The organism is Clostridium sp. UBA7503 (assembly GCF_002477055.1).
Classification (GTDB): Bacteria; Bacillota; Clostridia; order Clostridiales; family Clostridiaceae; genus Clostridium_J; species Clostridium_J sulfidigenes.
This window is the reverse complement of the sequence record NZ_DLNT01000009.1, coordinates 46,188-65,656: the sequence shown is the minus strand read 5'-3', so window position 1 is coordinate 65,656 and position 19,469 is coordinate 46,188. Positions and strand designations below refer to the sequence as shown.

General features: G+C 28.9%; 16 protein-coding genes and 1 riboswitch. Of the genes, 3 read left to right on the top strand and 13 right to left on the bottom strand.

What is annotated here, in order from left to right; all coding sequences use genetic code 11:
* Position 1: 1 nt before the first annotated feature.
* The 3 genes from B3630_RS02100 to B3630_RS02090 all read right to left on the bottom strand — a co-directional run bounded on the left by B3630_RS02100 (position 2) and on the right by B3630_RS02090 (position 3,749).
* A complete protein-coding gene (locus tag B3630_RS02100) occupies positions 2–1,135 on the bottom strand; it encodes an ABC transporter substrate-binding protein (protein WP_346895109.1) in 1,134 nt (377 codons plus the stop codon).
* A gap of 331 nt (positions 1,136–1,466) precedes the next feature.
* A riboswitch (cobalamin riboswitch) is annotated at positions 1,467–1,652 on the bottom strand.
* A 118-nt stretch (positions 1,653–1,770) separates the two neighbouring features.
* Positions 1,771–3,078, bottom strand: coding sequence for a HAMP domain-containing sensor histidine kinase (locus B3630_RS02095; protein WP_346895107.1), 1,308 nt, complete (start codon positions 3,076–3,078; stop codon positions 1,771–1,773).
* Positions 3,075–3,749 carry a response regulator transcription factor gene (locus B3630_RS02090; protein WP_346895105.1) on the bottom strand — a complete coding sequence of 225 codons (675 nt, stop codon included), beginning with the start codon at positions 3,747–3,749 and terminating at the stop codon, positions 3,075–3,077. The genes B3630_RS02095 and B3630_RS02090 overlap by 4 nt, the downstream gene beginning before the upstream one ends.
* A 170-nt stretch (positions 3,750–3,919) precedes the next feature.
* Here B3630_RS02090 and B3630_RS02085 point away from each other — a divergent pair, with 170 nt between their 5' ends.
* Complete coding sequence (locus B3630_RS02085) at positions 3,920–6,310, top strand: ABC transporter ATP-binding protein/permease (RefSeq protein ID WP_346895103.1); 2,391 nt, start codon at positions 3,920–3,922, stop codon at positions 6,308–6,310.
* Positions 6,311–6,429: 119 nt separating this feature from the next.
* Here the strand turns inward: B3630_RS02085 and B3630_RS02080 are convergent, their stop codons facing one another.
* From B3630_RS02080 to B3630_RS02070, 3 genes are read right to left on the bottom strand one after another with little or no spacing between them, the layout of a single operon-like run.
* Complete coding sequence (locus B3630_RS02080) at positions 6,430–7,293, bottom strand: 4Fe-4S binding protein (RefSeq protein ID WP_346895101.1); 864 nt, start codon at positions 7,291–7,293, stop codon at positions 6,430–6,432.
* Complete coding sequence (locus tag B3630_RS02075) at positions 7,293–7,442, bottom strand: CD1871A family CXXC motif-containing protein (protein ID WP_346895099.1); 150 nt, start codon at positions 7,440–7,442, stop codon at positions 7,293–7,295. The genes B3630_RS02080 and B3630_RS02075 overlap by 1 nt, the downstream gene beginning before the upstream one ends.
* 15 nt (positions 7,443–7,457) lie before the next feature.
* Complete coding sequence (locus tag B3630_RS02070) at positions 7,458–8,066, bottom strand: TlpA disulfide reductase family protein (RefSeq protein WP_346895097.1); 609 nt, start codon at positions 8,064–8,066, stop codon at positions 7,458–7,460.
* Positions 8,067–9,129: 1,063 nt separating this feature from the next.
* Between B3630_RS02070 and B3630_RS02065 the strand changes: the two genes are divergently transcribed.
* Positions 9,130–9,696, top strand: a complete 567-nt coding sequence (locus B3630_RS02065) for a DUF6143 family protein (protein ID WP_346895095.1) — start codon at positions 9,130–9,132, stop codon at positions 9,694–9,696.
* An 86-nt stretch (positions 9,697–9,782) separates the two neighbouring features.
* On the opposite strand, the gene B3630_RS02060 is transcribed toward B3630_RS02065, so the two are convergent.
* The 4 genes from B3630_RS02060 to B3630_RS02045 are packed head-to-tail and all read right to left on the bottom strand — an operon-like array spanning position 9,783 to position 14,970.
* Positions 9,783–11,174, bottom strand: coding sequence for a HAMP domain-containing sensor histidine kinase (locus tag B3630_RS02060; RefSeq protein ID WP_346895093.1), 1,392 nt, complete (start codon positions 11,172–11,174; stop codon positions 9,783–9,785).
* On the bottom strand, positions 11,156–11,842 hold the full coding sequence (locus tag B3630_RS02055; protein ID WP_346895091.1) for a response regulator transcription factor: 687 nt from the start codon (positions 11,840–11,842) through the stop codon (positions 11,156–11,158). The genes B3630_RS02060 and B3630_RS02055 overlap by 19 nt, the downstream gene beginning before the upstream one ends.
* 33 nt (positions 11,843–11,875) lie before the next feature.
* Positions 11,876–12,631 (bottom strand): ABC transporter ATP-binding protein, encoded by a 756-nt coding sequence (locus tag B3630_RS02050; RefSeq protein WP_346895089.1) that lies wholly within the window; start codon positions 12,629–12,631, stop codon positions 11,876–11,878.
* 11 nt (positions 12,632–12,642) lie between these two features.
* Positions 12,643–14,970 carry an ABC transporter permease gene (locus B3630_RS02045; RefSeq protein WP_346895087.1) on the bottom strand — a complete coding sequence of 776 codons (2,328 nt, stop codon included), beginning with the start codon at positions 14,968–14,970 and terminating at the stop codon, positions 12,643–12,645.
* 195 nt (positions 14,971–15,165) lie between these two features.
* Here B3630_RS02045 and B3630_RS02040 point away from each other — a divergent pair, with 195 nt between their 5' ends.
* Positions 15,166–15,636: a cupin domain-containing protein gene (locus B3630_RS02040; RefSeq protein ID WP_346895085.1), complete on the top strand. Its 471-nt coding sequence runs from the start codon at positions 15,166–15,168 to the stop codon at positions 15,634–15,636.
* A gap of 511 nt (positions 15,637–16,147) precedes the next feature.
* On the opposite strand, the gene B3630_RS02035 is transcribed toward B3630_RS02040, so the two are convergent.
* The 3 genes from B3630_RS02035 to B3630_RS02025 all read right to left on the bottom strand — a co-directional run bounded on the left by B3630_RS02035 (position 16,148) and on the right by B3630_RS02025 (position 19,404).
* Complete coding sequence (locus B3630_RS02035; protein ID WP_346895083.1) at positions 16,148–17,392, bottom strand: glutamate-5-semialdehyde dehydrogenase; 1,245 nt, start codon at positions 17,390–17,392, stop codon at positions 16,148–16,150.
* A gap of 26 nt (positions 17,393–17,418) precedes the next feature.
* Complete coding sequence (proB, locus tag B3630_RS02030; RefSeq protein WP_346895081.1) at positions 17,419–18,231, bottom strand: glutamate 5-kinase; 813 nt, start codon at positions 18,229–18,231, stop codon at positions 17,419–17,421.
* Between the two features lie 258 nt (positions 18,232–18,489).
* Positions 18,490–19,404, bottom strand: coding sequence for a hypothetical protein (locus B3630_RS02025; RefSeq protein ID WP_346895079.1), 915 nt, complete (start codon positions 19,402–19,404; stop codon positions 18,490–18,492).
* Between the last annotated feature and the right edge of the window lie 65 nt (positions 19,405–19,469).

The following is a 19,469-nucleotide window of genomic DNA, read 5'->3' as shown; positions in this document are numbered from 1 at the left end:
ACTATTCCCCCTTTATCATAAAAGTACCTGCTGGTTTTACCGGTAAATATTTTTCGTAAAATTCATTTAGATTTTTCATTGGATCTACATCTTTAAACTTTTCCGGATGAATTGCCTTTGCAGCATATTGAAGATATACATAATCATAAAGAGTTCTAAGTCCACTATGATCAAAACCATATACTTCTTTATTTTTTACCGCATTTAGATTGTTCCAACCTGGTCTTTTTAAATACATATTCAGTGTTTCTACAGCTCTATCCTCATTTACATTGAATCCCATCTCAAATCTTTGTTTTCCCTTATCTTGAGAATTAGTTTGTCCTGAGAACATTATAATATCAGGATTGCTAGAGATAACGTATTCAGGATTTAGTGGACCATATTCTTCAACTTTCTCTTCAGCAATATTTTTACATTTTGCACTTTTAAGTATATTTCCCCATAAAGAGTTTCCATAAGAATTTCCATATGTATCTGGACCTTGACTTGCAAGTTCAAAATAAACAGATTTAAGCTCATCTTCTGGTATATCTTTTACTCTATCTTCAACATTTTTTATATGACTTTTATAATTTTCAACAAGTTCCTTTGCTCTTTCTTCTTTTCCTAATAATTTTCCAAGTATTTCTGTACTTTTTACATGCTTATCTAAAGTAAAAGAATTGTAGTCAACTACCGCTACAGGAATCCCTAGACTTTTTATAGTATTAATCCCATCCCCTAGTTTTTTTGCCTGATAAGGTGCAAGAATTACTAAATCTGGTTTTGCCTCAATTAGTTTCTCCATACTGAAACTATCTAAGTAAATAGATCCTGTATCAATACACCCTTCTAAATTAGGAATTATTTCTGCATACTTACTCCACATTGCATTCATTAAATCCTTTGTTTCTCCTTTTGATATAGCAACTATTCTATCCAGTTTAAAATCCCCAGACACGGCAAGATAATTTTCTATATAAAATCCTAAAAATATTTTTTCTGCTGGACTATTTAAAGTAACTACATCACCATTTATATCTTCTACTTCTATAACCGTACTATCTTCTGTATTTTTTCCCTTTTCCTGTGAGCATCCTGTTAACCCTACTATCATTATCAAAGATACTATTATACTAACTAGTTTCTTCACAAAAATCACTCCTCTTACTTTCTATAATATAATTGATTTTCATATAAGAATACTTAGCCACCTCCTTCTTTACTGCTATTATGATTTATTACCCTGTTAATGATAATGAATATCAATTTCACAAAGACATAATATCATACTTGAAATTCATTATCAATACAAAATTGGTAAAAAAATATAAAAATACAAATATATATTTATAAATAGTCAAAATAAAAAAGCCCTATTTCTAGGACTTTAAGCACACATATACACAGAATAAAAAATGTATACTAAAATATACATTTGATACCTATTAATAATCTTTGCCGCTTTAATTTCCCACCGAAATTGCAAACTTTATTTTATGGTAGGTCTCCTGACTTATAGCTTCAAACCTAATTCTCCTTGCCTTCCCATGAATTATTTTCATAGTGACTTTTAAAGAGTTTCGTAGCTATTACAGTAGCGGGGGCTGTTGAGGATTCTAACCTCATTCCCTGTTATTGCGTATGCAACCATAAAACACAATATGTAATTTTATATCTATATAATACATATAATTATATATTTTGTCAAATGATTCTAACCTATTATTTCAGGTGCTACTCTTTTTTCTCCCCTTTCTATATTTACTATTCCAACAACTTTAAATATCAGCTATTAATAATACTATTTTTAGGTAATTCAATTGTGAAAGTCGTACCATAATTAAGCTTACTTTTAACCTTTATTTCACCATGACATAGTTCAATTATTCGTTTTACAAGTGATAATCCTAATCCATTTCCCTTGCTTAAATGAGATTTATCACCTTGATAAAACTTTTCAAAAATATGTCTTTGAGTTTCTTCATTCATTCCAACACCATTATCTGAAACCTTAACAACTATTTTATACTTTAAATCCATTAGCTTGATACCAATAGTTCCGCCCTTCTCTGTGAACTTAATAGCATTTCCTATTATATTTAGCCATACCTGCTGCAATAAATCCTCATTTCCTATAATACTGACTTTATCTAGATCTATATCTAAGTTAATTCCCTTTTCACTCCACTCTGATTCCATTATAAGAATTGCACACCTAATCTGTTCATCTAAAGAAAACTCTACTTTTTCAGTGATAATATCTTGATTTTCAAGCTTTGAAAGCTTTAATATATTTGAAGTTAGCTTAGAAAGTCTTGACGATTCACTAATAATAATATCTGTAAATTCACTTCTCTCATTATCATTTAAATTTTTATCTTGAATTAACTTTGCGAAACCTTGTATAGATGCAATGGGTGTTTTTATCTCATGAGAAACATTACTAACAAAATCATTTCTTAAGGTCTCTATACTACTAAGCTCGTGAACCATCTTGTTAAAATTTTTTGCTAATAATGCAAATTCATAATCCTTAGGAATACCTATTTTAACACTAAAGTTTCCCTTCGCTACCTCTTCAGTAGCTTTACTTAAAGTTCTTATTGGCCTTAAGATTCGCTTTGATGCTATACCAGATATTATGGTAGCTATTATAGTAGATATAATCAAAGATATGGTAGTTAGAAAAAATGTACGTATATGCACACTTTTTTCATTAAATGAATTAGATATTTTTATATACCTATCATCTATCTTTAATATAGTATTAATAATAGGAAGTCTTTTTGTTTTAATCTGCAGAAATTCTCTCTCATGAAGCTTATCAGCAGTTCCAGCATACTCATGCAAATCATTGATAAGTATTACTTCATATCTATCATTATTACTTAGCTCTATAATTTTATTTAAAGTAAAATCTGTATTATCATATAGTTCTAATATAGTATATACTACTTTCCTTTGGGCATTTTTTGATTCTTTCTCTATATTTCCACTAAACATTATTGCAGATATTATAAGGGAACATATTCCCGATACGATCATCATCAATAGAAGAATTACTACAAACTTAACTCTTAGATTTTTTCTCATATCTCCTTAACCGCCTTATATCCAAGCCCACGTACTGTAACAATCTCAAATTCTGTACAACTATCATATCTTTCTCTCAATCTTTTTATATGAACATCCACAGTACGTTCATCCACTTCGTTGTCCATACCCCATATTTCATCTAATAATTGTCTTCGTGTAAATATAACATTAGGATAAGATAATAATTTAAATAACAAATAAAATTCTTTTTTAGGAAGGGTAACACTGTCGCCATTTCGACTTACAGATATTGAATCATAATCTAAAATAATATCACCTATAGATAGTCTATGTTCATTAGATATCTTAGCTCTTCTAAGAAGTGCTCCAACTCTTAATATCATTTCATTTATATCAATGGGTTTTACCATATAATCGTCTACGCCAACATTAAATCCTTTTCTCTTATCTTCAAACATTTCCTTAGCTGTAACCATAAGTATTGGCACATTATATCCCGAGTCTCTCAAAGCTTTTACTAAATTGTAACCATCTAACTTAGGCATCATTATATCAGATATTACTAAATCAATATGCTCTTTATCCATAATATCAAGAGCTACTTCTCCATCTTCTGCCATTAATGAGTTATATCCATTTTGTTTTAGGGTTGCAGATATAAGTTTTCTTAAATTTTTATCATCTTCCACAACAAGTATATTAAACAATATTATCACCTCAATTTATTATGTTAATTTATATAATAATTATTTTATATTAATTAAATATGAACTTTACAAATAAAAAAGAAATAAAAATATACTTTTAGACCATAATTCATATTAGGTTCATATTACGATTCTACAATTAGAAAAGTTAATCGTAAAGGAGGAGCATAATGTTACAATTAAAAAACATATTTAAAAGTTATACTACAGGTGAATTTACTCAAGTTGCATTAGATGGAATAAGCCTAAAATTTAGAAAATCTGAATTTGTTGCAATTCTTGGACCAAGTGGCTCTGGAAAAACAACATGTTTAAATGTTATCGGAGGTCTTGACCAATATGATGAAGGTGATTTAATTATCAATGGTAAATCTACAAAAAATTTTAAAGACTCAGATTGGGATGCCTATAGAAATAATAGTGTTGGATTTATTTTTCAAAGTTATAACCTAATTTCTCACTTAAGTATAGTAGATAATGTAGAAATGGGAATGACCCTTAGTGGAGTTTCAAATACAGAAAAGCACAAGAAAGCTCTTGAGGTATTAGAAAAGGTTGGCCTAAAGGATCATGTTCACAAAAAACCAAACCAACTATCAGGAGGACAAATGCAAAGAGTTGCTATAGCTCGCGCTCTAGCTAATGACCCTGATATAATTTTAGCAGATGAACCTACTGGAGCTTTGGACACTCATACAAGTATTCAGATTATGGAGCTTATTAAAGAAATTTCAAATGATAAACTTGTTGTTATGGTAACTCATAATCCAGAGTTAGCTAATGAATATGCTGATAGAATTGTTGAGTTTAGAGATGGTGAGATAAAATCTGATAGCAATCCATTTTATGATGACTTAGATACTTCTAATTATAAACTTAAGAAAACAAGTATGAGTTTCTTTACGGCTTTAAAACTATCAGGTAAAAACATATCTACAAAAAAATGGAGAACAGCCCTTACTGCTTTTGCCTCAAGCATAGGTATAATTGGTATTGCCTTAATACTTTCATTATCGAATGGATTTGATAAGCAAATTGGAGAATTTGAAAATAGTACATTATCAGGCTTTCCAATAATGATTAATCAAAAAACTGCTGAAGTTGATATGGATGCAATGAGAGAGCAACATAAAGAAGCAGTGAGTAATTCTCTAAATAAAAATCAATTTCCAGATGTAGATTACATTTACCCTTATGACCCTAGCGAAAATAGTATTGAACACACAAATGTATTTACCGATGAATACATAGAGTATATTGAAAATATCGATTCTTCTCTGCTCTCTGGAATGTCCTATACAAGACTTGTTAATATGAATCTTTTAAAATCTGATGGAAAAACTGCAACTCCAGTAAATACATCTCTAATTAACTTTTCATCATATCCCAATGGTTTAAATTTAGATACTAAAGGATACCTTGAAAGCAATTATGATTTATTAGCTGGGTCATATCCTAAAGAAAAAACAGATCTTGTTCTCATTGTCGATAGCTATAACAGATTTGATAACTCTATGCTAAAAGCTTTGGATATAGATTCTGAATCAGAGACTGTAAGTTTTGATGATATTATAAACAAGGAATTTAAATTAGCTTTAAATGATGATTACTATAAACAGATGGACAATATATTTACAATAAACGGTACTCCAGACAATCTTATAGATATTTATAATAACGATAATGCTATTACTGTTAAAATTGCTGGTATAGTTCGTTCTAGCAAAGATTCAAAGCTAGAAATTCTTTCACCTGGACTTTCATATTCAGATGAATTATCACAATATTTTATTGATAATGCTAGAAGTTCTAAAATTGTTAAAGCACAGCAAGATGCTAATTATAATGTATTAACTGGAAAGCCTTTTGGAGATACCACAGCTGGAACTAGTATGCCTACTAATCCAATGGCTGCAATGTCACCAATGGGAGGAGCTAATAATAGTACTCCTAACGTTACTAAAGATGACATACTATCTCAATTAGGTGCTACTTCTACCCCATTTGCTATCACCCTTTACCCTAAAGATTTTACTACTAAGGATAGCGTGCTTAATTACTTAAATTCATGGAATGATGGAAATGCTGTTGAAGACTCTATAATATATACAGATTTAGCAGCTACATTCACAAAATTATCTGGTGGTATTATGGATTCAATAACCCTTGTTTTAATTGCCTTCGCTGCAATATCACTTGTTGTATCCCTTATTATGATTGGGATAATAACATACATTTCTGTATTAGAAAGAACAAAGGAAATTGGTGTGTTGAGAGCATTAGGTGCAAGGAAGAAAGATATAACCCGTGTATTCAATGCTGAAACATTCATAATAGGTTCTTGTTCAGGATTACTTGGAATATTAATATCATACTTATTAACATTTCCAATAAATAGCGTTCTTAAGAATTTAACAGACCTTGAAGGTGTAGCAAAACTTAATCCAGTTCATGCTATAATACTTATAATTATAAGTGTTTCTTTAACATTGCTGGGTGGTGCCATTCCAGCAAAAATGGCTGCAAGAAAAAATCCTGTAGAATCATTACGTACAGAATAATATATAAATTTAATGTTACATACTCCTTAATTTAAAGAGTATGTAACATTTTTATTTCGTATAATTATCTTGAATTTAATAATTAAATTATCCTTTATAACAAATGTATAAATGATAGCTTATTGTATAAAATTATTTTTACTATTAAAAACAATTTTAGATGAAATAGCTCCCTTTGAACAAATATCCTTACATTCTCCACAACGAATACATTCAATGGAATTAATTTCTTCTCTTATTGACACATTCATTTTACATTGTTTTTCACATCTTTTGCAACTATTGCATTTATACTTATCCACTTCCATTTGATAGAAGCTATATCTGTTAAATAAAGAATAGAATGCGCCAAGAGGACATATATACTTACAAAAAGGTCTATATATGAGAATAGATAAAATTATTGTTATAATCATTAAAAGCATTTTCCAACCAAACAAAAAACCAATCATATTACGAAGTACTGGATTTGTTAAAAGTAATGGAATTCCTCCTTCTAATGTACCAACAGGACAAATCCATTGACAAAAATAAGGTTGTGCCATACCAAATTTATTGGTTAAAAAAATTGGCAATAGGATAACTGGGAATAACAAGATAATGTATTTTAAATATCTCAAGGGTTTATCAATCTTAGTGGATACTCTTATCTTAGGTGACTTTATTTTATAGAGTAAATCTTGAATTAAACCAAAAGGACATAAAAATCCACAAATAAATCGACCGCTTAATATTCCAAACAATAGCATAATTCCTATTATATAAAATGAAAAACTGTGTTTTCTTCCTCCTAAAACTGCTTGCAATGAACCAATTGGACAAGATGACACTGCTCCTGGACAAGAATAACAGTTTAGTCCAGGAACACACACCATCTTAGAGTTTCCAGTATAAATTTTCCCTTTAAAGAAACCTATAATATATCCATTTGTAAAAGCCGTTGCTATTAGTTGAATAATTGTTCGCTTATTTTTACTTTTCATTACCCTACACCAATACATTCAAGGCAAATATTAACTGCTTTATTCAAAACTACAAGTTGTTCTTCTCTCAAAATTCCAATTCCTATAAAAAGTATAGATATCATGAAAATAATATATTTAAAATTTTTTTCAAGAAAAGTTAATTTCATAGTTCACCTCATTAATTACTTTGTTTCACTTACTAATTTTACTCTATCAAGAATAGCTTTCCTATAATCTGCTGCTGAACGCCCACCAAAGTGTGGTGTTCCAACTGTTTTACCATCACGATCAACGAAAATTGTAGTAGGGAAAATCTGTACATTATCTGTTAATTTTTCTCTTAACACACCATCAGGAATAAGTGTTATAAACTCAGCTTTTGAATCTTTCATAACCTTATTAGCAAATTTAAGTTCTTTTTTGTTATCTGCAAGATCAACACAAATAGAAATAATATTTGTATTGTCTGGTTTTGTTTTGTATAACTCAGCAATATCGGGCATTTCTTCAATACAAGGTCCACAACTAGTTGTCCATAAGTTAATCATTGTAATGTCATAATCTTTGAAGTAATCTGAAGTCACTGATTGTCCTGTAATTGTTTCTGCTTTAAATCCACTTAAATCAATATTAGAATATTTTTCACTCTCCTCTTCTTGCTGTTGAACTTCCTCCTCAGGTGTCAAAACAATTGGATCAGCAGGTCCTTTAATCAATAAAGCTCCAATTCCAATAATTGCAATAACAAAAATAATCCCTATAATTTGAAAAATTTTTTTCATTATAATCATCCTTTCAATGTGTACTATTTTTCAATTTAAGATATACGCCATATTTATTACCAATTTTTAGGGGTAATCCTATCTATATCTTTTTTCCTTAATATGAATATATATTAACCTACTAATTAAAGCAAGTCAATATTTTTTTATTGTTATTCAGTATATTTTTATTGTTAAATTTATTTCAGTTAAATAATTTCTCAATAGTAACACTAAATGCCACTTTGTAAATTTAAAAGCAATCTTTGTAACTGACAACTAAATATTTGNNTATTCCAAATGCATGCTTTGTAAGTGAGATGCAGTTTCATTTTTCACATTTATTGGAGTATTATATTAAAAATAAGCATGCTAAATGGAGATTGACTCCCTCTCAATTTTTTGTAATCGGAGATTCCACCCATTAATATAATAAATATCTATTATATTTTATATAAGTTAGCATACATAGGCTCTGAGTTTTCACTAAATCTATACACCTCTTATACCTACATAACATATATTAAAAGTATATAAATATATTGATATATTTTATTGGAGGAGATTATGAAAAACTTATATTATTAATATAAAACAATAGCTCAATTGGTATTATAAATAAAATCAATAAACATAAGAAACAATTATAGCAACTTCTTCTTACCATTGATTTATATAATTTATTCTATTATGGTACAAGTTTTAATTTTCCTATTACATATTATCTATTTTCAACTAAAAAATAACATGAAAACTTTTGCAACTTGGTACAAGACCCGTTATTGACAGAGCTAAAGCAAATGAAATTATATCCTCTATAAGCACTAGCAGTAACCTATATCTATTACCCAAATATGAGGATTATGATATATTGAATTATCCTTTCAACAAAGAATAAAACTTGTAATTTTAATATTAAATATAAATTTGTTAATGTAATCTATTTAGCCCCCTTTCTAAATTCATATTATAGTGCTATTTTATCGAGCTTATTTACTAATTATAATGAAATATCAGACTTTATATTAGTATAAAATCATGTAAAGTAGTATTTTTTTAATAATATATATTTTAAATAGGAGAATTGATGAAAATGGAAAACACAAAAAATTGTAATGACTCTATAATCTTACCTAATCCAATAACTCAAATAGCTAGTATGCCATACCCTCTATATCTTTCACTTCAAGGAAAATATTTTGTAGGCTATGCAGATGAATTAAATTTTGGCAGGGGTAAAAGTGCATGGTCAGGATTAGTAAATCCTTATTATTCAGGAGTTAATCTACACGTATATGTTTGGACTGTCACAAATATTGGAGAATCACCAATAAGAGCGCAAATATGGTTTAATTCAAATCCACCTGGATGCCCAGAGATATCAAAATTAGTTACTCCAGCTAATACAGCTCTTTGTCCATTACCAAAGCCACGAATTAGGTTGCTTAAAGCAAGCAATGTTATAGGAGAACCTAAAGGTGGAGTTAAGGCATTTGTTAGAAGAGCCCTTCCAGAGGTTACAATTGCCGACGAAGAAGTAGGTAAATTTATTTTTCCTCCTGGAGGATCATTTATTATTTTCTTATCCAATCCAGAAACGCCAAATGAACTTGCTCAAGGTAGAGTCGCATTTGGATGGTGGGAAGAAAAGATAAAGTAAATCCTACTAATAATTAAATTAAAATATAAAAAAGGTGCTGCTACACAATAGAAAATATTTTCTAGGTGTGACAGTACCTTTATTAATTATATTTTAAGTATAGTAAAACTAATAGTAGTTCCAGATTCTAAAGAAGATGAACACTTTATATTTCCTCCATGACTCTCTACTATATACTTAGATATAGAAAGACCAAGCCCTGAACCTGATATATTAGTGTTTCTATACTTTTCACCTCTATAAAACTTATTAAAAACAAATGGTATATCCTCAATGCTAATTCCACTACCAAAATCCTTAATATTTACAGTGATTTTATCTATCTCATCATCTACCCATATCTCAATTTTTTCTCCTGATCTAGAGTATTTTATTGAATTTGAAATAATATTATTTATAACTTGATTTATTCTTATTATATCTATAGAAATCAAAACCCTTGGCAATTGTCCCTTAATATCTAATTTCATATTATGAGTAGCTACATCAATAGATAAATCCCCTAAAACTTCTTTAAAATAATCATCAGAGTATATTTCTGTTCTTTCAATTGACATTTCATCCAACTCTGTTTTCGATTGTTCTAATATATCATCTATTAACTTTGAAAGTTCTTTAGATTTCTTCAATATAATGTTTGAATACCTTTTTATGCCATCTTCATCATTTACAATTCCATCTCTTATGCCCTCAACATACCCTGATATGGATGAAAGAGGAGTTTTTAAATCATGTGAAATACAGGCTAATAATTCTTTTTCATTTCTTTTTAGCCTTTCTTCCTTTTCTTTTGAGTCTATCATTTCACCTCTCATAGCTTCAAAATCATGGCAAAACTCTCCAACTTCCCCATGGTAATCATAGTTTATTTTACACTTATAACTTCCATTTAATATAGTTTTTGCACTACTATGAAGTTCCTTAATGGGTTTTATTATATCAACTTTTACAAACTTATTTATCATAATAGCTAATATAACTATAAAAAATAAGAGTATGCATAGGGGTATAATTTTCTCATTTTTGCTTTCCTTTTTTAATATACTCTGTGGTAAATCTATAATTATAATACCTTTCTGAGCCTCATCATTAACTAACGGTGTGCTATATCTAATTAATCCATTCTTTCTATTGTGAAAGGCATTATCATAACCTATTTCATTTTCAAGATTTATCTTTTCTCCTTTATTAAAATCATCTATAGAAGAAAATATAACCTCTCCTTTTAAGTTTATAACTGTATAATCATAAAAATCATTTTTCATGTAATAGCTATTTACTTTAAACATTTCTTTGATTAATTCCCTTTGGCTTGATGTTCCTATCCTTAATAAATTAGACTTATCTTCTTTTTTAATATCTTCCTTTAAAATTAGGAAAGAATATATCACAGATAATATAACAAATAGACATATTAACCCTGCAAATATGTCTATTTTTTTATTGAGGTAATTATTACTTACTCTATTATTTCCCACTTATATCCTACTCCCCATATTGTCTTTATCGACTTTTCACCGTATTCTCCAAGCTTCTCTCTTAACCTTTTGACGTACACAGCTATAGTATTTTCATCCATATATTCACTGTAACCCCATACACTTTCATATACCTGAGACTTTGAAAATACTTGGGAAGGATTAGAAGTAAAAAAATTCAATATTTGAAATTCCTTAGAAGTTAGTGGTACTTCCTTATTATTTAGTAAAGCTTTATATGCCTTAGAGTCTACTATTAAATCACCAAATTGTTTTACATCTGATAGTGTATCACTAGAAAATGAAGTATACCTTCTTATATGAGCTTTCACCCTTGCTACTAATTCCATTGGAGAAAAAGGTTTTGTCATATAGTCATCTGCCCCTACACCTAATGTTAGTATCTTATCCATCTCTCCACTTTTAGCTGATAACATAAGTATTGGCATTTTCGATATCGTCCTTATTCTTTTACAAACTTCAACACCATCTAAAAGTGGGAGCATAATATCTAAAATAATGAGCTTTATCATAGGATCATTAGCCAGTTCCACACCTTTTAACCCATCATTAGCTATCAATACCTGAAACCCATCTATCTCTAAGTAATCTTTTATTAAGTTTCCTAAATCATTATCATCTTCAATTACCAAGATTTTATCATTCATTCTACTCACCCCCACTTCCATTATATCATTATTTTACCATCCCCTACTTTTTATAAATTCAAATATCTTTTTTTCTCTACTATCTGAATCTTTTTCATTATATCTTCCAATAGACAAATCACCATCAATTCTTCCATCCTTCAAATAAATCAATCTACTTGCTCTAGAAGCTGCCTTTAAATCATGAGTTACCATTACTATGGATTGTCCCTCTTCATTTAATTCTGTAAGAATATCTAAAACCATAGCTCCCGTCGAAGAATTAAGTGCTCCTGTTGGCTCATCTCCAAAAATTATCTTAGGACTATTAATTAATGCTCTTGCAATTGCAACCCTTTGCTGTTGTCCTCCCGATATTTCTGAAGGATATTTATTCTCAATATCTTTCAGATCTAATCTATTTAATAGTTCATCTGTTTTTTTATTTATGCTCTTCTTGTCTTTATTGTTTAGATAACCACAATAAGTTATATTTTCTCTTATAGTTAAATCATAAAGTAAGTTTATACTTTGAAAAACAAAGGATATTTCTTTATTTCTAATACTTGTGGCTTCTTTTTCTCCTATATTGGTTATATCTTTTCCTAAAAGTTCAACACTACCTGCACTTGGGTTATCCATAGTACTAATAGAATATAATAATGTAGTTTTTCCAGAACCTGAACTTCCCATTATTACAGTAAAATCACTTTCATATATATCTAAATTAATATTTTTTAATACATTGTTTGATGTTTTTCCTAAAATAAATGATTTACATAATCCACTTGCTTTAATAATACTTTCCATCTCTTCTCCCCCTACTCTTCCATAAGCTCCGCTGTAGATATTTTTCTTATACTAAACATTGATATTATTGTTGCACCAAGAGTTAATATTTCAATAAAGACTATTGTGCTTATGACCTTACCATTTGAAATCATTAAACCATCTATTCCCATCATTGCATATTTAAATACACTTTTAGATATAGTAGCATTTAAAATAAATCCAACTAAAGATGAAATACCTGTAAGCAGCATAATTCTATATAAAGTTCTCTTCAAAATATAAATATTTGAAAATCCTAGAGATTTTATAATAGCGTTATTTCTTCTATTATCGGTATTATTCATAATTATAAGATTTACTATATTTAATATACTAAATAGTAATATTCCTAAAAGAATAATTGTAGTAACTGGTATAGCTATCTCAATAACTGACTTACTTGTTGTAGCAATTAAACTTGGACATGTATCTATAGAACATACTTCATATTTCTGTTTATAGTTTTCTTTAAACTCTTCATAATCATTTTTATCTTTTAAAGTGATATTGATGTTTAAGTTATTAAGGTTATTTCTAATTTCCTTAGGCACTACATCTAAAGTCATTCTCATATTGTAGTTATTTGACATCATTCCTATATATTTACCAGTGATAAGTAATGATCTTTCTTCCCCTAATATTTTTATATCAATATAATCTCCAATATCTAAACTTGCATCTTTTAGAATTTGTTCTGTCAATGCAATTTCGTTTTTATTTTTAGGATTTCTTCCCTCTTTAATAGATACATTAAACCCTTGGTTATTGTCATAGTTATCATATAAATAAGTAATAACCTGAGCATTTTTTATATTGTATCTTGATACATCTAAATAAGCGATCTTTCCTACATCAAATGAGCACTCTCTTACTCCTAAGACCCTCGGATCACTCTTAATTTCTTCTAAAGCCTTATCATATGACTCCTCTCCACTTGGAAAGTCTAAGGTAACATCTCCCTGAAGTAATCCAAACATATTCCATGCATTATCTTTCATATTAATCATTGAGTAATTTACACTAACTAAAAATACTGAAAGGTATATTACAAGGGATAATACTGTTCCTATAATTAAATTTTGCTTTTTGTATTTAAAAATATCATTTATAGCCATGGACAGTGGTGATGAAGCATCTTTAATAATTGACTTCTTAAATTTCTCTTTAGATGAAGTCACTCCTATTCTAAATGCCTCAACAGGCTTTATTTTATTTATTCTTCTAAGTAAAAGATAAATATTAGATATTAAAACAAAACTCATTAATATTATTGTTAAAAATATAAAGTTAAAATTATTTATGCCACCTTCATATATTCCAATATATTTAATAGATATCTTTACTAAATAATTAATATACCAAATACTGAAGAAACTTCCAGCTGTTATTGCAATGATTCCCACTATTCCAAAACTTTTTAAATATATATTACGTATCTGGTTTGAGGTAAATCCCAATGATTTATATACGCCTATAGATTTATACTCCTTTAAAATGTTGTTCCATAATACGAACCTTATTATTACAATAGATACAATAAATATCAATATAGCTGTACTTAACCCCACTGCACTCGTAATTTGACTTCCAGCATTTGCTGCAAATATTGTAATCCACTTATCATATATAACTCCATCAATTGAATCACCTATATAAGAAATTAATTCAGATGTTGCATCGTTTCCTTCTTTAGATGAATCATAACCAATATATTCAGATTTAATAGGTTCATTAAAGTCATCATAATCATTACTACTTATATATAAATTATTATAGCCCACAACAGAACTTGGAACTACTGAATCGTTTACTAAAGCTGATATAGTTAAATATTTGTATTCATAACCATCTTTTATCTTTAACTTATCTCCTATTTTTAAATTCTTAGAATCAGCTAAAAGATTTGAAACCCAAATAGTACCTTTACTTGGAGTCGTTACTTTTTCTCCTTCTGTTATAACTACATCCCATGGATGAGCTTTCATACCTTCATAAATTATTAAATTTGCCATTCCCAAATCAAGGTTTTCATCCCCTAAAAATACTTGTCTATCTACTGTTAAACCCTTTGTTTTTCTAATATCTTTTTCATTAGTTTCTTCTTCCATAATAAAACTTTCAACTTTTGAAATAACACCCTCATTATATGTCTGAACTACAATATCCTTTATATTTTCTCCTTCATAATAATCATTAGTATATTTTGAAACTGTACTTGTAAAGCTCGTAGATAGTGCAAATATAGATGAAGATACCATTAAAATAATTGCTATTAAAATTAATTGTAATTTTTTTTGTTTAATTTTCTTTTTCCACATCATCATCCCTCCATACTTTTATATTACTTATTAAATTTTAATATATTTATTTCAAATTCTTAATGAATTCTTACATTATTATAAATTGATTATATACTAAGGAATTCCATCAATAATGCTATAATTAATTTATATTGCTCCAACAAATCATTAAGTTTTTGGTATAATAGATTTACTATACTTAGGAGGTACAGCATGAAATCAGCACAATATTATATAGAAAGATTAGGCATGACACCCCATGTAGAAGGAGGATACTTCAAACAATCAGTACTATCAGAAGATTTCTTTAGAGAAGATAAAAAATTATTTAGTAGCATATACTTCTTGCTTGAAACAGGAGATGTGTCTCATTTTCACAGATTAACTTCTGATGAAATGTGGTATTACCACGATGGGCAACCTCTGACTATATATATGATCACACCAGAGGGTGAGCTTATAACTAAGCAATTAGGATTAGATGTAGAAAAAGGAGAGGTTCCACAAGTTTTAGTTCCTAAGGGATATATATTTGGTTCTTCTATGAATAATGATGGATTTGCTTTAGTTGGATGTATGGTAGCCCCTGCCTTTACTTTTGATGATTTTGAATTATTTGAGAGAAGAGACCTTTTAAATATGTATCCAAATCTAGAAGATATAATAAAAAAGTTAACTAGATAAACCTTCTTCCTGATATTAGCTAAATATTTATTTAATATATCATGGATAAAAAAATGGGGCTATCACACTAAAAAATTAGTGCTACAGCCCCATTTTAATATTGGAGATGAAATGTAGTATTTATAATCCTCCATATAATCTTTTATTTTATTCAATGCCCTTATTAATATTTTTAATCTATGTAGAATTAGCCATTCTTTATGTCTTTTTTTATGCACATTTGCATTAATAATATTCTGACACTTCCTTATATCCGATTTTATTTGTCGGTTTTCAAAAAATAAACTTCTGTGACTGACCAGATAAATACCCAACACACTATGCTTAATATACCTGGGAAATAAGCAATATATAGAATTGCTACCTTCTACACCTTTGTTATTCTAAATAATATATTTATATTATTTGAATCTATATATAAATATATTCAGATTATCTTCCCAGTCCTTACTATGCAAAATAAAGATGACAAAAGGAGTGAACCCAAATGACTTGATTCACTCCTTAGTTATTATCTTATTTGACCATTCCCAAATATTATATACTTATTAGTAGTAAGCTCTTTAAGTCCCATGGGACCTCTCGCATGTAGTTTTTGAGTACTTATGCCTATTTCTGCTCCAAATCCGAATTCCTCTCCATCAGTAAATCTAGTAGAAGCATTTACATAAACTGCTGCTGCATCTACTTGTTGATGAAATTTTTGAGCATTTTGATAATCATTTGTTACTATAGCTTCTGAGTGGCCTGAGCCATATTTATTTATATGAGTTATCGCTTCATCTATATCCTTTACTATCTTTATGCAAATTATATAATCTAAATATTCTTTATAATAATCCTTTTCAATTGCTAGTATTATGTCATTTACTATTTCTATAGATTTTTTGTCTCCTCTAACTTCTACTTTTCTTTGTCTTAATTCATCAACTATTACTGGAATAAATTCTTTTGCTATTTCTTCATGAACAAGTAATTTTTCCTCAGAGTTACAAACTGCTGGTCTAGTAGTTTTTGCATTTATAACTATTTGTTTTGCCATTTCTAAATCACTATTTTTATCAACATAAACATGACAGTTCCCTGTTCCAGTTTCTATTACTGGTACTGTAGCATTTTCTACTACTGATTTTATTAATCCAGCGCCTCCTCTTGGTATTAGCACATCTATATATTCATTTAACTTCATCATATTTTTAACAGTTTCTCTACTTGTATCTTCTATTAATTGAATACAATCTACTGGTAACTTAGTTTTTTCTAAGGCTTTTTTTAATATTTGTACTATTTTTTTGTTGGAGTTTATAGCTTCACTTCCACCTCTTAGTATTGTTACATTACCTGACTTTAAACATAGCCCTACTGCATCACAAGTAACATTTGGTCTTGCCTCGTATATTATTCCTATTACTCCTAGAGGTACCCTTTTTTTCCCTATTTGTAGTCCATTTGGTCTAGTTACTATTGAACTTACTTCACCTACAGGGTCTTCTAAGCCTGCTACTTGTATTAAACCTCCACTCATCCCTTTGATTCTGTCTTCATTTAAAAGCAATCTATCTACTATTGCTTCTGATGTTCCCTTATTTTTTGCATTTTCTATATCAATTTTATTTGCTTCTATTATTTCACTAGCATTCTCTAATAATGCTTTTGCCATTTCATTTAAAGCTTTATTTTTTTCATTTGTTGAAATATTTGATAATATATACGCAGCTTCTTTTACTTTTTTACCTTTTAAAATTAACTCTTCCATCTTAAATTACTCCCTTCATATTTTGTTTATCTTTCTTTTCCCAGAAATAAAGTTCCTACATCATCCCCATTTAATATATCAATAAGTTTACTTGGGTCTTTTCCATTTGCTAATATCATATTTGTACCATTATCAGTTACAAGCTTTGCTGCATGTATTTTAGTTTCCATTCCACCTGTACCTAAATTACTTCCTGCACCTTCTGCAAAATTTAGTACTTCTTCCGTTATATATTTCACTTCTTTTATAAGCTTTGCATCCTTATTTGTTCTTGGATTAGAGTCATAGAAACCATCAATATCTGATAGTATTATTAAAAGATTTGCATCCACAATAGTAGAAACTATCGCTGCCAGATTGTCATTATCTCCAAATTTGGATATATTTTCAATTTCATCTATAGCTACACTATCATTTTCATTTACTATTGGAATTATTCCGCACTCTAGCAAGGTTTCAAAAGTATTTGCAACATTATTTCTACTTCTTTCACATTCTATAATGTCTCTTGTTAAAAGTATTTGACCTACTGAATAGCCATATTCTCCAAATAGTTTGCTATAAATATTCATAAGTGCTACTTGTCCCACAGATGCTGCTGCCTGTTTTTCTCTAATAGTTTTTGGTCTTTCCTTTAAGTTCATTTTACTTACTCCAACACCTATGGATCCAGATGTTACAAGGATTATTTCTTTGCCACTATTTATTAAATCAGATATTGACATGGCTATTTTTTCAATTCTTCTTAAGTTTATGTTTCCATTGTCATAGGTTAAGGTTGAAGTACCAATTTTTATAATTATTCTTCTTGAATTTTTAATATTTTCGCGATATTTCATTTTTATCTCCTCTTAAGTTTTCTTCATTAATTTTATCTTTTAATAAGCTTGTAATAATATTATCATAAAAATATAAGTTTATTAATACTACCCCACTCTGCAATTTATTAGAAATAACTTCCAATGCATAGCAAACCTAAGAATATATCCTGTACATAAAATAACCCACGACAATACATTGCTGTATTGTCGTGGGTTTTATGCCGGAGGCGAGACACCACCATTAAATTCAAAACTTATTTACATATTAATTTAAAATCAATATAAATTTATTAGCCCAAAAGCTTTGAAAATCCTGGCTCTTTTCACAGCTATGTAGCAAGTCCAAATTTTAGTAACATTTCTAGCTACTTCACTATCTACTCCCCAAGAAAAATTAGGTTGCCAAAAACCTTCTTCCTTCAATGTATTAATCCAAAAAGAAAAGTTCTTTTCTATAAAGGCTTCAACTAATTTATACCATTGTGACTCAGGTGAAGTTACTAAATCTAAAGGTTGTGATACATATTCCATCCATTTAGCCTCATCTATACAAAGACAGTCCAATATTCTTCTTTCCATAGACCTTATAGTTACATCACTAATCAAATTTGAATTTAGTTCTTTTAAAACTATAAATAGTCTTTGTAGGCAATAGCAATCATGGTCAGAACACTCTTCATTACTATTTAAAAACTCTATACATCTAGCTGCAATTTTATTACCTATCTCTTTTTGGACAATATTACCATACTTGATAAAAGCTGAGGCAACAACAGCACAAGGGTTAGGATTAAATTTTGTATCTGGAGCATATATCCACCATGGTGCATGGGGAAAGTTTTCAACTTCCTTTGGAACCTTCTCCCAGAATGATGGCGTATCTTCAATGGTTTTTTCAAAATAATTTAATAAATTTCCAAACCAAGGCTCCTCACAATTAAGGTCATAATCATATGCAATAAAAATGGCCTCAGTAGATGATATACTTGTTGATGATGGTAATAGCATATCAGCTTCTAATCCATTTCCAAAACCACCATCCTCATTTTGATATTTTATTAGTTCTGATACTATATCATCTTTACTTCCCTTATTAAAAGTATAATTCCATTTTACTTTTTCAATATCTCTACCATTACTAAATATATGCTCCTCTATATTTTTAAATTGGCTCATCTTTAACTTTTCCATAGTACACCTCACAAATTTTATTTCATAACTTAATGTTAATATATTAAGTACCTTTAGTATTGTAA

What these genes read in the sequence shown, in the direction of transcription:
- B3630_RS02095 (WP_346895107.1), bottom strand. Translation starts at nt 3,078, where the DNA reads ATGAGAAAAAATCTAAGAGTTAAGTTTGTAGTAATTCTTCTATTGATG.
- B3630_RS02085 (WP_346895103.1), top strand. Translation starts at nt 3,920, where the DNA reads ATGTTACAATTAAAAAACATATTTAAAAGTTATACTACAGGTGAATTT.
- B3630_RS02080 (WP_346895101.1), bottom strand. Translation starts at nt 7,293, where the DNA reads ATGAAAAGTAAAAATAAGCGAACAATTATTCAACTAATAGCAACGGCT.
- B3630_RS02075 (WP_346895099.1), bottom strand. Translation starts at nt 7,442, where the DNA reads ATGAAATTAACTTTTCTTGAAAAAAATTTTAAATATATTATTTTCATG.
- B3630_RS02070 (WP_346895097.1), bottom strand. Translation starts at nt 8,066, where the DNA reads ATGATTATAATGAAAAAAATTTTTCAAATTATAGGGATTATTTTTGTT.
- B3630_RS02065 (WP_346895095.1), top strand. Translation starts at nt 9,130, where the DNA reads ATGGAAAACACAAAAAATTGTAATGACTCTATAATCTTACCTAATCCA.
- B3630_RS02055 (WP_346895091.1), bottom strand. Translation starts at nt 11,842, where the DNA reads ATGAATGATAAAATCTTGGTAATTGAAGATGATAATGATTTAGGAAAC.
- B3630_RS02050 (WP_346895089.1), bottom strand. Translation starts at nt 12,631, where the DNA reads ATGGAAAGTATTATTAAAGCAAGTGGATTATGTAAATCATTTATTTTA.
- B3630_RS02045 (WP_346895087.1), bottom strand. Translation starts at nt 14,970, where the DNA reads ATGTGGAAAAAGAAAATTAAACAAAAAAAATTACAATTAATTTTAATA.
- B3630_RS02040 (WP_346895085.1), top strand. Translation starts at nt 15,166, where the DNA reads ATGAAATCAGCACAATATTATATAGAAAGATTAGGCATGACACCCCAT.
- B3630_RS02035 (WP_346895083.1), bottom strand. Translation starts at nt 17,392, where the DNA reads ATGGAAGAGTTAATTTTAAAAGGTAAAAAAGTAAAAGAAGCTGCGTAT.
- proB (WP_346895081.1), bottom strand. Translation starts at nt 18,231, where the DNA reads ATGAAATATCGCGAAAATATTAAAAATTCAAGAAGAATAATTATAAAA.
- B3630_RS02025 (WP_346895079.1), bottom strand. Translation starts at nt 19,404, where the DNA reads ATGGAAAAGTTAAAGATGAGCCAATTTAAAAATATAGAGGAGCATATA.